A 13,839-nucleotide genomic window follows, 5' to 3' on the forward strand; every position below is an offset into this window, starting at 1 on the left:
TCATATCGTTTTGCTTAATAGTCTTAACACACTCAAACTCATTAATATCCTTCATAAGCTTCTCATTCTAAAACAGGCATATCATCTGGTTTTACCTAAAATAATAAGCAACCAACAACAGTATTGACCATAGCTAAAGCAGCATACAACAGCACCCTCTTCACATTGAAGACAGCTTGTTTTAAAAAAAACGACACACCCTTTTTACTTCAGCCTTATGCGATTTTTACCTCAACCTTGCCCAAAGCGTGTATGAATATAATCACTCAAAAGTGCTTCAAATTCTTCAGCAATGTGATCACCCCGCAAAGTTTTTACCTTTTGTCCCTCAATGAAAACAGGTGCCGCAGGACTTTCCCCCATTCCAGGCAAAGAAATTCCAATATCGGCATGCTTTGACTCCCCCGGTCCATTGACGATACATCCCATCACAGCAACCTTCAAGCTTTCAACGCCAGGGTATTTTTCACGCCAAACAGGCATATTTTTGTATAAATCTGCTTCAATTTTTTGCGCCAATTGTTGAAAGACCGTTGAGGTTGTGCGCCCACAACCAGGACAAGCCGCAACAACAGGCAAAAATTGGCGAAACCCCATCACTTGCAAAAGTTCTTGCCCCACCTTTACTTCTCGTGTCCGATCACCACCAGGTTTTGGTGTTAAGGAAATTCGTATCGTATCGCCAATCCCTTGCTGTAATAAAATACCCAAAGCCACCGAAGAAGCAACAACGCCCTTTGTTCCCATCCCAGCTTCCGTTAATCCCAAATGAAGAGCATAATCACAACGTGCCGCCAAGGTGGTATAAACAGCAATAAGATCTTGGACATCACTTACTTTAGCAGAAAGAATAATTTTATCACGTCCCAACCCTAACTCTTCTGCTAAAGCGGCCGAAAGCAAAGCCGACTGCACAACAGTTTCCCGCATCACTTCAGCAACCGATAAAGGATTTTCTTGCTGTGCATTTTCATCCATAAGCCGTGTTAACAATGCATTATCAAGAGAGCCCCAATTCACGCCAATGCGAATAGGTTTATGATACCGACAAGCAATCTCAATAATTTCTGCAAATTGACGATCTTTTTTTGCGCCAAAACCAACATTTCCAGGATTGATGCGATATTTTGCAAGCGCCTCAGCACACGCAGGATGCTCAGATAAAAGCTTATGACCAATATAATGAAAATCCCCAACCAATGGTACAAAAAATCCTAACCTCTCCAATCGCTCCCGTATTTTTGGTACAGCAGCCGCCGCTTCATCGCGATCAACAGTAATTCGAACCAATTGTGAACCAGCTTGCCAAAGAGCAGCCACTTGAGCAACAGTTGCATCAACATCAGCGGTATCTGTATTGGTCATTGACTGTACAACTATCGGGCTCTGCCCCCCAATGATCACATCACCAACAGCAACACCAACAGATCGACGACGCTCAAGTGGTTTAGATAAAAAATAGGTCGTACTCATCAAGTCCTCAAATTTTTAAAACCTGCGCTATCAATTATTACTTACATTGACTTCCTCCGCGCTTCAAAGGTCGAAAATTACACCGCCCACCAATCTTAACAGATTGCTCTCAAAAGGTTCTACCTACTAACACTGATGCAATACAATTCATAGGTGGATTCATTCTATAGACGCACCGGATAAGTTCTACTACTTCTGTTCAAGTTTATACTTCTACACTTGGTTGATTCAAAAAGAAACTGAAACCAAACAGAGACAATACTGTATTTTTAAGTTGCATGCCGATACCTTACATCAACGTCATCACAAAACAGTGTTTTACAATACAACAGATAACGCCTATCAAAGCGCAATTTTTAAAATGCATGAAAGACATCGCCAAATTAATCCAACATATTGATTTATAATAATCAATTTTTTACAAATTTGAATGGCAAACCCAAATATCGTAAGATTTCCTCATTTTAAATCTTCTTAATTGAATCAATCAATACCACTCCCTACAGCCACAAGAGAATATGTAGATAAAAACTCCTTATAAACTATTTCAAGTGCCAAAAGCTATCCCAACACTTTAAACAAACAAAAAAATGAAGACATCGCCCACCATCTTTATGAATGAATCTTACACCATTTTGTAAAAAATTTTACCTTACATCCTTAACAAACACCATCACGAAATGAACTCGGACACATTAAAAAATGCCTCATTAAACTCAAACTCTTAATTCTCATCTCACCCACGCGCGGTATTATCAATGCAACCTTTCAATTTTCAAGCCGTTATAGCAAAACCCCAAACACAATTCCAACTGTCACGCAACAATTTAACACATGAAGGAGTCAATAAATGTGTCTATTTTCACCCCATAGAAAAAATGCTAAAATTAAAAAACGTATAGCACAATTAAAAAGAGAGCTGGTCCCCGTAAATCATTGGAGTTTTCAAAATGATAGCTTTGAAAACATTTCTGAGCTGTTTAACACATGGAAACAAAAAGGCCGTCACGCACTTTATCACCTCAACGAACATGCTACAGAATTAAAGAAAAAAGCGAAAGAAAATCCTAAAAAAACCCTCGCATTAGCAGCAGGAGTCGTTTTAGTAAGCTTCTTACTGATCCGTAAAAATTAATAACACAACCAATAACCTTCCCTTTTAATGCCCGCCTCAAAACGGGCATTTTATGGTTTACAAAATATCAACTTTACGTCTTTCTCCTAACTTTACGCCCTCTCCCAAAAGGATAAATTTCCCATCCGACCAGACTATAATCCAGCTTTTGTCTATCGGAAACCTGTCCACACATGCGATTCACATCACCACCCCTCAAAGGAAAACATTTCTAAAGGCAACAAACAAGCCCTACAACGAATGTGCTCCCCACACATACACTTAACGCATCAAAAAGACGCCTGATACCACATCTCAAATAGAGATATTCACGGAACAATAAGATAACAACTCAAATATTCAATCCAACACTTCCCCCAATTTCCCAGCCTTCCCAAAACTTCATTGTGTATATAGACTAAAAATAAAGAATTAATACTGGAAAAGCTTACACTTTTACTCTATACGCCCCAGATTGTCATTTTAGTTGGGGAAAGGGGAGGATATTTTGATATTGAAAACCCACACTCTTTTCACTACCAGGTACTTTTTATAAAAAATGCCTTTAGACAAAAGAAATGTTTCTCAACAACAATCATTGCATTTTCCTTTGAATTTCACACGAGCGCATTTGCAATAATTTTTCTATTTTTTTCCAACTCATTTTGCCGAAATATAGAACAAATTAAACAATAAAAATAACAGCTTGCACATTTTAAAAATCCACTCTCTGAAATAAAAAAACGACATGGTTTCTTAAATAAAACATCCGCAGCTCTTCAAAGAACATTCAAAAAGCAAAAGAGTCATGGCCTCCATCGTTCTAATTTTAGTCACTTTCAAACATTGACAGGTATCAGCAGCAGCAAAAATACTGAAAAGAGGAAAGAAAAATTCTTATACTAAAGAGCCATTAAAAAACGCAAAATCAAAAGCAGCAATTGATATTTTTGATGAACAAAAAGCCAAAACACAATATAGAACAAGCTATTTACCAAAAAGCGTGTGAAAAACAAAAAACTATAAAACAGCTCATTGATCAACTTAAAAGTCTTAAAGATACTGATCAAATTCAGCCCATTCAAACGCACTACGCAGCCCTACAAATTCACGAAGACGAGTTATACAAATGAAAGCCTCGGCAATAACCCAACAAGGAAAAGAAGAATGTGAAGCGAAAGAATTTAGAAAACGACACAAAGATTATACCCCACCACTCTGTAGTCATTAAACTGAAAAAAAGAAGCAAAATCATGAACAAAGTCATTACCACAACACGGCTACTCTGCACGGCTCTTGTCTCTACTGGTTACGAAAAAACCTACAGCGTAGCAGAATTTAAAAAGATAAAAAATAATTCGAAGAATGGGCTATGAGATGTGGATGATCAGAAACTTCAAAAAAATGTGAAAACGTACGAATAGCTGATCACGAATTTGCCATAGAACGTTAGAAAAAAGCCGAATATGAAATGGGAAGCTGGAGATGAAAAACGGAAAACCTAAAGTGAAGCTAGAAGAGGAGCTAAACTTTAAGAATTACAGCAAATACAAGAAGAGAATATTCGTAAAATATTTGGAACTGAAAAACAAAAAGAAAACGACGAAATCAGAAAAACATTCATGGCAGCATTGTCTTTAGCCTGATTGATCAGAATTGATTATAAAAATTATAACAGAGCACAATTTAAAAATTGTGCTCAAACTGCATAAAACTGAAAGAAATGGTTCTTTAAGAACTCTTCAAGAAATTATCAAAACACACAATGAATATCATGGTATTTAAATGGCAACAGAAAACGAAAGCATATTGACCTAAATAGATAACGATTTAGTCCCTTACAATGACAAATAGATAACACCATTACACATCTTTCATCGGCTATATCTGCTCTGGTAACTACATTTTATACGCTCTATAGTGTGTCCCCATGGAGTACAATATTATGTACAAGCGTTTTTTAGCTTGATTATTGCGACAGTTTTCAAACTTAGCATCATTATTATACACACAATACACATTGATAATAACAACACATTTATCAGAGATAGATTTTTCAACGATCTGCCTCACATCATTGCAAATATCACACAAAGAGTACACTCAGATAAAAAGAAAAACCTCCTTTCCACACCTCAAAAGATGATATTGCTAGAAACGACAGGCAAATCTTCCAATACTCCATCCCCCCCTACTGAGTTATTTCAAAATAAATGGAAGTGAGTAAAGATGCATGCGCTTTAATATCCTAAGGAACATTATTTTACACCATAGTATAGAAGTATAAGAAGCTTAAGAGCTTTAAAAGATGTAGTATAGCAAACCAAACGAAATCTTCTAACGTAAACAACCACTTGCTATAAGTAAATGACGCAAAAATTAAACTGAAAAAACCCAAAATTTTATCCTCCAGAATCGACTCGCTGCGAAGTATCTACATAAGTAACCACGGACATGCCAGGAATGAGTTTTTCAATCCCTTCCTGCCCAGGATCTAAAGCAATCCGTACTGAAATACGTTGCGCAATTTTGATAAAATTACCAATTGCCGTATCCGTCTTTAACAATGAAAACTCTGAGCCTGTAGCAGGAGCAAAACGAACCACACGCCCTGTTAACTTTTTGTTGTTCAATGCATCAACAGAAAAAACAACCGGTTGTCCCACACGCATCTGAGAAAGTTGCGTTTCCTTATAATTAGCAATAATCCAAATATCATCAGAAATAACAGAGACCAATTGTGTCCCCGGCATAACATATTGCCCTACCCGCGCTCCAACTAATCCAATATAGCCTGTTCGAGGAGATAAAATCTTTGTATGATCGAGATTAAGTTTTGCCAACTCAACACTCACCTTAGCTCCAGCAATTTCTGACTGTAAACTTTGCCGTTCAAGATCCAATTGTTTTTGCAATTGGCGTTTTGTTTCGAGAGCTGTCAAGAGTTGTGAAAGAGGACGAGAAACAGAACTTGCCGCATCACCAAAACCTAACTTTTTACTATCTGGAACAACATTGGAAAATGCTCGTGAACGCGCCAATTCCACCTCTGCTGTATTAATTTCGCCCTGCAAAAGCTGTGCTTGTAATTCAATACTTGCCAGTTTTGCTTTTTTTGAATCGAGAACAGCCTGTGCCCGTGCAAGCTGCTGGCGAAAAAGAGAATCATCGAGCTCAAAGAGCAGCATTCCCTTTTCAACGCGTTGATAATCTTGCACATAAATCCGTGCAATCACCCCAGAGATCTGTGAACTAACCAGAGTAACATTGCCCTTAATAGAAGCATTATCCGTTATTTGAATATTACTCACAAAAGGAGGAAGTCTCCAAGCCCACAAAATCAGCAAAACACCTGTAATACCCGATAGGAATGCAACAATCGTAGCTTTTGACCGTAATGTTTTTATCATTTTTTTGCACCCCTCTTTCTATGACATTACTCTACTTTTCTAATGCGCGCAAAGAGCATGACTTAACAATCATTGTGGCAAGAAAAATAACGAATACAACCATTGAAATATAAAAATAAAGCCGAAAAACGTCATCATAAGCAAAAATATTTGCTGTTAACTTAAATTTCTCTATCAACATAGAAGTACCCTGTTCACTTCTCAAGCCATTGGGAACAGAAACACCATAAGAAGGCGAAAATAAAGTATGCATCTCACCAGAAATAAGCGGATCAGTAATAATAATATTTTGTGTTAAGGACTCAAAGTTCTTATGGGCAAAATAAAATTGAAGGCTGCCAAAAAAAGCCGACCCCATCAATCCCCCTGTCACTTGCGTTAACAAAAAAACAGCAATAAAACTTAAAACGTAACGCGGTCCTCGCTCACCAGCGATCACAAACCCTTTGAAAAGAGCAGGAGGCAAAAAAAGTGCATAACTAAAACTCACCAACCCTTGGCTCAACATCATATCTTGTGGACGTGTTAAATGGTTTACATGACTATCTAAATAAGCTCCCAACGCCAAACAACCCAAAGACAACAAATAAAAATAATCCTCACGCCCCGCCCGTAAAAAAAAGACACAAACAGCCCCCCCTAACAGAACCCCTAATGTCACCGCAAGATACATGGGTGCCATCTCACGATTGAGCAAACCAAAAAGATTAAAAAACCCTACGGGCAAATTTGACCGCTCCAATAAAAAAACATGAAAGATCAATAAAATAAAAACAGATTGGATCATTTCTTTACTGAAAATCCAACGGAGATCAATCAACGGTTTTTCTCTATTAAGCTCAATAATAATAGCAATAGCCAACGAGAAAATAGCAAGTGCGAGCCCCCAACCAATCCATGGTGCTTCATACCACCAATACAATATGCCAACAGACATGATCACAGCATTTAATCCAAGACCAAGAGCAATCAAACCATAGCTTATCCAATCTAACTTTTGAATAACCTTACTACGCACAACAGGCGTTAGGGGCAAAGTATAGATACAAACTAAGCTGATAAGAACCAACCCCATTTCCAGAGCGGAAAGACTGGAAAAACCACCATTTTCCAGCAAATCAGGAGAAATCAAACGTGATAAAGGTGCCGCTAAAGCCGCATTCATATAATTCAAACTAAGACCAACAGTAAACTTCTTTGCTGGAGCAAAAGCCTCCATCATATAAAGCAGCGCAAGTGAAGCCAAAGGAGCAGCAGCAATCCCAGCAAAAAAGCGAATAATCAACGCAGAACGCAAATCCGTAACAAAGAGCTGCAACACGCAAACCAAAACAAAGCCAAGAATTGACAATTCAGCAAAAGCGCGCAGCCCAAATTGATAGCGGATTTTGATCAACATAATCGCTACACTCACATTTGGCGCCATATAGGCCGCTACCAGCCATGTCGTCTCGGCCAAAGTTGCATGAAAATCACCCGTAAGATGGACAATGTTAGACTGAACAATATTAGCCCCTAAACCATAAGCCCATTGCAAAATAAGAGAAGCAAAAATATAAACAAAGCACTTTGGCAAAGGTCCAGCAAAAACACGACCAGGATGAGGAAAAGGTTTTCCACCCCTTTTAGCAGACACAACCGTACTCTTTTTTCGGCTCATGTCATCTTTTCCTGTATACTCGCTACGCTTCTATCAACACAGCACCATCAGCTGACAACTGCTGGAAAAAAGCCTCTATTTTATGATTGTCCTCATCACTTGCTCCCCCCTCTAACGTCGCTTGAAGCTGCAAAATCTGCTGCTCTAATACATCAAAAGAAAGATGCTCTACAGCCACAACGTGCTCTACCAACAAAGAGCAGCCTGAAAAGGTAATATTTGCAACGCCTCCGCAAACAGCAAATAATTGCTCACCCAAAGAGGTGCGAACACGAACACTGCCCAACACAATACTTGCCACCAATGGCGCATGATGCGCCATAACTGTTAAAGAACCTGAAGCTGAAGGAAGAACAACAGACACGACCTGCTCTGAAAACACAATTTTTTCAGGCGATACAAGCTCAAATAAAAAATGCTCTTCTCTATTGTTTTCCACAAAAGTCTCCACAATACCCGATATAAGAACTCTCTGTTTTCTTCAACAACTCGTCCTTTTTAACGAAAAATACCCATGACAGTTTTTTCTTGAATAAGAAGCTTCTTACTAAGAAGCCTCTGCCATGAGACGCTTTCCTTTTTCAAGTGCTTCATCAATCGAACCAACCATATAAAAAGCAGCTTCTGGCAAATCATCATAATCGCCAGCACAAAGCCCCTTAAAGCCTTTGATTGTCTCTTCCAAAGGAACGAGTTTTCCAGGAGAACCAGTAAAGGCTTCCGCAACATGGAAAGGCTGCGAAAGGAAACGTTCAATTTTACGCGCCCGCCCCACCAGCAATTTGTCATCTTCAGAAAGTTCATCCATTCCAAGAATAGCAATAATATCCTGAAGCGCTCTATAACGTTGTAAAATGGTTTGCACTTGACAAGCAACAGTGTAATGCTCTTCCCCCACAATCAATGGATCCAACATACGCGAGAAAGAGTCAAGCGGATCAACCGCTGGATAAATCCCCTTTTCCGCAATAGAGCGCGAAAGAACAGTTGTTGCATCCAAATGAGCAAAAGACGCTGCCGGCGCCGGATCCGTCAAGTCATCTGCCGGAACATAAATTGCCTGAACGGAAGTAATAGAGCCTGTTTTTGTACTGGTAATACGTTCTTGCAAAGCCCCCATATCTGTTGCCAAAGTTGGCTGATACCCCACAGCAGAAGGAATACGCCCTAAAAGAGCAGACACCTCAGCTCCTGCTTGCGTGAAACGGAAAATATTATCCACAAAGAACAGAACATCTTGTCCTTCATCACGGAAACTTTCTGCAATTGTCAATCCTGAAAGAGCCACACGCGCACGCGCACCTGGGGGCTCATTCATTTGCCCGTAAACAAGGGCACACTTTGACCCTTCCGTTGAACCATTATTCTCTTTTGGATTCACATTCACGCGGCTTTCGATCATTTCATAATAAAGATCATTTCCTTCACGTGTACGTTCTCCCACACCAGCAAATACAGAATAGCCACCATGTGCCTTTGCAATATTGTTTATAAGCTCCATAATGAGAACGGTTTTTCCAACACCAGCACCACCAAACAAGCCAATTTTACCCCCTTTAGAATAAGGAGCTAACAAATCCACGACTTTAATACCGGTGACAAGAATTTCCGAAACAGTCGATTGTTCAACATATTCAGGTGCCTCTTGGTGAATAGAACGTGTTTTGGTTGAAGCGATTGGTCCCACATTATCCACCGGTTCCCCAATCACATTCATAATACGTCCCAACGTTGCTTCTCCTACAGGAACGCTAATTTGTGTGCCTGTATCCACAACCTTTTGGCCCCGCATCAGACCATCAGTCGTATCCATAGCAATCGTACGCACGGTATTTTCACCCAAATGCTGCGCAACTTCCAAAACCAAGCGATTGCCTAAATTCTCTGTTTCCAAAGCGTTAAGAATATTTGGCAATGCGCCTTCAAATTGCACATCAACGACAGCACCAATAACCTGTTTGATCTCACCAACAGCGCCTTTTGCATGCTGTTCTTTTTTTGCGGATATATCTTTTTTTACAGGTGTATCTTTAGCGGCACTACGCGCAGGCGCAGACGCACTCTTTACATCCGCTTGAGATTTCGAAGCGGCTTTTTTCACGCTGGAACGAGCAGCTGGTTTCTTTTTTTTACCTTTTTCTGTTCCTTCGCTTGAGATTACTACTTTTACCATCAATCCTTACCTTTTCCATTTAAAGCGCTTCAGCGCCTGCAATAATTTCGATCAATTCTGTCGTAATCTGTGCCTGACGCTGACGATTATAAGCCACCGTCAATTTATTAATCATTTCACCTGCATTGCGCGATGCATTGTCCATAGCTGTCATCTTTGCGCCCATTTCACCAGCAACATTTTCCAACAAAGCGCGAAAAATCTGTACCGAAAGATTGCGTGGCACAAGCGCCTCTAAAAGAGAAGCAGCATCAGGTTCATACTCATAAACAATTGATTGTGAATCTTTGCTCTGATCAGTTTGCTCCACAACATCTATTGCCTCAACAACTGTTTTTGGAGCAATCATTGGAATCAAGCCAAAAGCTGTAGGACGCTGATTAATTACGGAAACAAATTCAGAATAAAACAGCGTACAAACATCGAAAGCGCCTTCATTGAATAAATCGACAACCCGTTGACTAATCATTACTGCCTCTGCAAAACCAATTCGTTTTACAGCATGCAAATCGATGTGATCAATCATCAAACCTTTGTAATCACGCGATAAAATATCCGCACCTTTTTTGCCCACGGTAATAATTTTCACTATTTTACCGGCTGCCAATAGTGCTTTAATTTGTTCACGTGCGCGACGGGCGATTTGCACATTAAAAGCACCACACAAACCGCGCTCAGCAGTACACACCACCAAGAGATGCACATCATCTCGCCCCGTACCACGCATAAGAGCAGGCGCATCAACACCATCGACATCAGCAGCAACACTGGTCAAAATATCAGCCATCCTCTTCGCATAAGGACGCGCAGACTGTGCCGCCTCTTGCGCACGGTGCAACCTTGCTGCTGCAACCATCTGCATAGCTTTGGTGATCTTTTGTGTTGCTTTAACCGAAGCGATACGGTCTCTAAGATCCTTTAGTGAAGCCATTCAAGCATTCCATTAATTCATCATGAAAAATTTTTCGCATAAGTGTTAAGAACCGTCATCAACTTATCTTTCAGCTCATCTGTTAACTGCTTTTGCTCAGCAATTGCCTTTAAGAGATCTTGATAATCACTCCGCAAAAGCACCAAAAGCCCCTGCTCAAACCGCGCAACATCAGAAACCGCTAGAGAATCAAGATAGCCATTCACACCCGCGAAAATAACCACCACCTGTTCTTCTGTTTTGAGTGGAGAAAATTGCGGTTGCTTTAAAAGCTCAGTCAAGCGCGCACCCCGATTCAACAGACGCTGGGTTGACGCATCCAAATCAGAACCAAACTGCGCAAAAGCTGCCATTTCACGATATTGCGCCAATTCACCCTTAATCGAGCCAGCAACTTGCTTCATCGCTTTAATTTGTGCAGCAGAACCAACACGCGATACAGAAAGACCAACATTTACAGCAGGACGAATTCCTTGATAAAACAAATTAGTTTCCAGAAAAATTTGCCCATCCGTAATCGAAATCACATTTGTAGGAATATAGGCAGAAACATCATTTGCTTGCGTTTCAATAACTGGCAAAGCTGTCAACGACCCAGATCCATTTTCCGCATTCAACTTCGCAGCGCGCTCTAAAAGACGCGAATGAAGATAGAAAACATCTCCCGGATAAGCCTCACGACCTGGAGGACGACGCAATAAAAGAGACATTTGACGATAAGCTACCGCCTGTTTTGATAAGTCATCATAACCGATCAAAGCATGTTGCCCATTATCACGGAAATATTCACCCATAGCACATCCGGCAAGAGGCGCAATAAATTGCAATGGCGCTGGATCAGAAGCGGTTGCCGCTACGATAATAGAATATTCCAGTGCTCCACGTTCTTCTAAAACTTTAACGAACTGTGCCACCGTCGAACGTTTTTGACCGATAGCCACATAAATACAATAAACTTTGTCTTGCTCTCGTCCCGCCCCTTTTTCATGAAAAGGTTTTTGGTTTAAAAATGTATCGAGCAAAATTGCTGTTTTTCCTGTCTGGCGATCACCAATCACCAATTCACGCTGTCCGCGTCCAATGGGGATGAGTGCATCAATTGCTTTTAATCCCGTTGACATTGGTTCATGGACAGACTGACGTGGAATAATCCCAGGCGCCTTAACATCAACACGACGACGCTCTGTTGCCTTAATAGGTCCCTTACCATCGATAGGATTTCCCAAAGCATCAACCACGCGCCCCAGCAAAGCGGGTCCCACAGGAACATCCACAATAGCGCCCAATCGCTTTACACAATCCCCTTCACGAATATCGCGATCTGAGCCAAAAATGACCACACCAACATTATCAACTTCCAAATTGAGAGCCATACCGCGCACATCATTTGGAAAAGCAACCATTTCCCCTGCTTGGACATTATCCAAACCATAAACGCGGGCGATACCATCCCCAACAGAGAGAACCCAACCAATTTCTGAAACCTCAGCCTTTTGGTCAAAGTTTTTGATTTGCTCTTTTAGAATTTTGGAAATTTCAGATGGTCTAATATCCATCAGCTGACCTCTTTTTTCAATGCAAGCTTAAGCGAAGACAATTTTGTTAGAAGAGACGTATCAATTTGAGACGCCCCCACACGAATGATTAATCCACCAAGAATTGTTGGATCCACAATGATATGTAGCAAGACTTTTCCTCCAATGACACCTTCCAAAGCCTCACACAACTCTTGTCTTTGTTGAGAACTTAAGGGGCACGCAGAAACAATTTGTGCTGTAACTTGGCTACGAGCGCGTGCAACACAACGCTGAAAAGCATGTAAAATACCAAATACGGCACTAAGCCTACGGTTTGCTGCGATAACGCGTAAAAAATTACCAATAACCTGTCCTGCGTTTTTATCAGCAAATTTGATATTTTCACAAACAGACTGCATCACCTTCATTTGCTCTTTGACTGAAAAGAATGGACTGAGCACAAAGCGTTTTAAATCTTCATTTTGCTCCAAGACAAGCAAAAATTTTTCCACTGCCTTTTCAACCTTTTCAACGTTTTCCGCTTCTTGAACGCAATCAAAAAGCGCTTGCGCATAGCGTTGATCTACCAACGGCAGCGGTATGAGAGAAAATGAATCCGACACGAAATACCGCCTCTTTCCCTTGAGCGATTCTCTGATAGTTATCAGATGAAATGAAACAGACACTCCTAATTTTAAGAATCTTCTTCTTAAAACCTAGAACAAAAATCACTTGGTTTCTAGCATAGACATAACCGACTCGCAACACCACAAATCGCTGCTTTTTAAAAATTTTAAATAAAATATTCAAAATATTTTTGAAAAGGATTTTTTTAGATCCCTAGGATGGCATCAAGGTTTTTAAAATACCTCTTTTTGACATTCTCTGAGAGATTTTTTTCACTCTCTTTAATTTTCTTTAATTTTGCTTCCAATGCTCTTTCCTCCCCCCAAAAACGGTTCTTCCTTAACATTAAAGATCACCCACTTATCACCATAAGTGCTTTTGCGAAAAGTGACTGCGCATTACCTCAGGTTTTTGTTTATCGCGTTCTTTAATAAGGTTCCGTCCTTTACGAAAAACAGAGCGCCATTGGGTTGCAGCCTCACGGACTTGTTTTAAAGAAACATTTCTTAATGCTCCCAAGCCTATTTCACGACGGCGCCTATGAATGATAGGATTATGAATGATATAATGGTCAATCCATTGAGTCCCCCATCTTTACGCTCCATAAAAACGCAAGCCAGCGCACCATAACACACTTTACCAGCTCGTGGAGGCGCGTGCAGCAGGCCCTTGGAACTAGAGACGGTTCATAAGAGACATTTTTAGTCCTTTCTCATACAGTTTCACGCCCCACGTTCATCCCACTTGTTATGTACAAGGGAATGATTTTGATCAAAAGATTTGAAATGAGAGAATCTTACGATATTCGGGATTCTCATTAAACATACAAAACAATGAATTATCCTTATAAACAATGTTGCGACTGCGACTGCGACTGCGACTGCGACTGCGACTGCGACTGCGACTGCGACTGCGACTGCGACTGCGACTGCGA

11 protein-coding genes are annotated in these 13,839 nt (G+C 40.4%); 2 read left to right on the top strand and 9 right to left on the bottom strand.

What is annotated here, in order from left to right; translation table 11 throughout:
• Positions 1-231: 231 nt before the first annotated feature.
• Complete coding sequence (gene ispG, locus ACFILW_RS02720; protein WP_375685133.1) at positions 232-1,473, bottom strand: flavodoxin-dependent (E)-4-hydroxy-3-methylbut-2-enyl-diphosphate synthase; 1,242 nt, start codon at positions 1,471-1,473, stop codon at positions 232-234.
• A gap of 850 nt (positions 1,474-2,323) precedes the next feature.
• On the opposite strand from ispG, the gene ACFILW_RS02725 reads away from it, so the two are divergent.
• Positions 2,324-2,608, top strand: coding sequence for a hypothetical protein (locus ACFILW_RS02725; protein ID WP_375611728.1), 285 nt, complete (start codon positions 2,324-2,326; stop codon positions 2,606-2,608).
• Between the two features lie 932 nt (positions 2,609-3,540).
• Complete coding sequence (locus ACFILW_RS02730; RefSeq protein ID WP_375622544.1) at positions 3,541-3,720, top strand: hypothetical protein; 180 nt, start codon at positions 3,541-3,543, stop codon at positions 3,718-3,720.
• 1,269 nt (positions 3,721-4,989) lie between these two features.
• Here ACFILW_RS02730 and ACFILW_RS02735 read toward each other — a convergent pair.
• The 8 genes from ACFILW_RS02735 to ACFILW_RS02770 all read right to left on the bottom strand — a co-directional run bounded on the left by ACFILW_RS02735 (position 4,990) and on the right by ACFILW_RS02770 (position 13,424).
• Positions 4,990-5,997 carry an HlyD family secretion protein gene (locus ACFILW_RS02735; RefSeq protein WP_375622543.1) on the bottom strand — a complete coding sequence of 336 codons (1,008 nt, stop codon included), beginning with the start codon at positions 5,995-5,997 and terminating at the stop codon, positions 4,990-4,992.
• Positions 5,998-6,028: 31 nt separating this feature from the next.
• Positions 6,029-7,657 carry an MFS transporter gene (locus tag ACFILW_RS02740; protein ID WP_375622541.1) on the bottom strand — a complete coding sequence of 543 codons (1,629 nt, stop codon included), beginning with the start codon at positions 7,655-7,657 and terminating at the stop codon, positions 6,029-6,031.
• Between the two features lie 22 nt (positions 7,658-7,679).
• On the bottom strand, positions 7,680-8,096 hold the full coding sequence (gene atpC, locus ACFILW_RS02745) for an ATP synthase F1 subunit epsilon (RefSeq protein WP_375622539.1): 417 nt from the start codon (positions 8,094-8,096) through the stop codon (positions 7,680-7,682).
• Between the two features lie 108 nt (positions 8,097-8,204).
• On the bottom strand, positions 8,205-9,830 hold the full coding sequence (gene atpD, locus ACFILW_RS02750; RefSeq protein ID WP_375685134.1) for a F0F1 ATP synthase subunit beta: 1,626 nt from the start codon (positions 9,828-9,830) through the stop codon (positions 8,205-8,207).
• A 19-nt stretch (positions 9,831-9,849) separates the two neighbouring features.
• Complete coding sequence (locus tag ACFILW_RS02755; protein ID WP_375622535.1) at positions 9,850-10,761, bottom strand: F0F1 ATP synthase subunit gamma; 912 nt, start codon at positions 10,759-10,761, stop codon at positions 9,850-9,852.
• Between the two features lie 20 nt (positions 10,762-10,781).
• A complete protein-coding gene (atpA, locus tag ACFILW_RS02760) occupies positions 10,782-12,317 on the bottom strand; it encodes a F0F1 ATP synthase subunit alpha (RefSeq protein WP_375622533.1) in 1,536 nt (511 codons plus the stop codon).
• Complete coding sequence (gene atpH, locus ACFILW_RS02765; protein WP_375645939.1) at positions 12,317-12,901, bottom strand: ATP synthase F1 subunit delta; 585 nt, start codon at positions 12,899-12,901, stop codon at positions 12,317-12,319. Before atpH ends, atpA begins: the two co-directional genes overlap by 1 nt.
• A 367-nt stretch (positions 12,902-13,268) precedes the next feature.
• Complete coding sequence (locus tag ACFILW_RS02770; RefSeq protein WP_375645940.1) at positions 13,269-13,424, bottom strand: hypothetical protein; 156 nt, start codon at positions 13,422-13,424, stop codon at positions 13,269-13,271.
• Between the last annotated feature and the right edge of the window lie 415 nt (positions 13,425-13,839).

The sequence above is a fragment of the Bartonella sp. TT110JLCBS genome, assembly GCF_042193405.1.
Taxonomy (GTDB): Bacteria; Pseudomonadota; Alphaproteobacteria; order Rhizobiales; family Rhizobiaceae; genus Bartonella.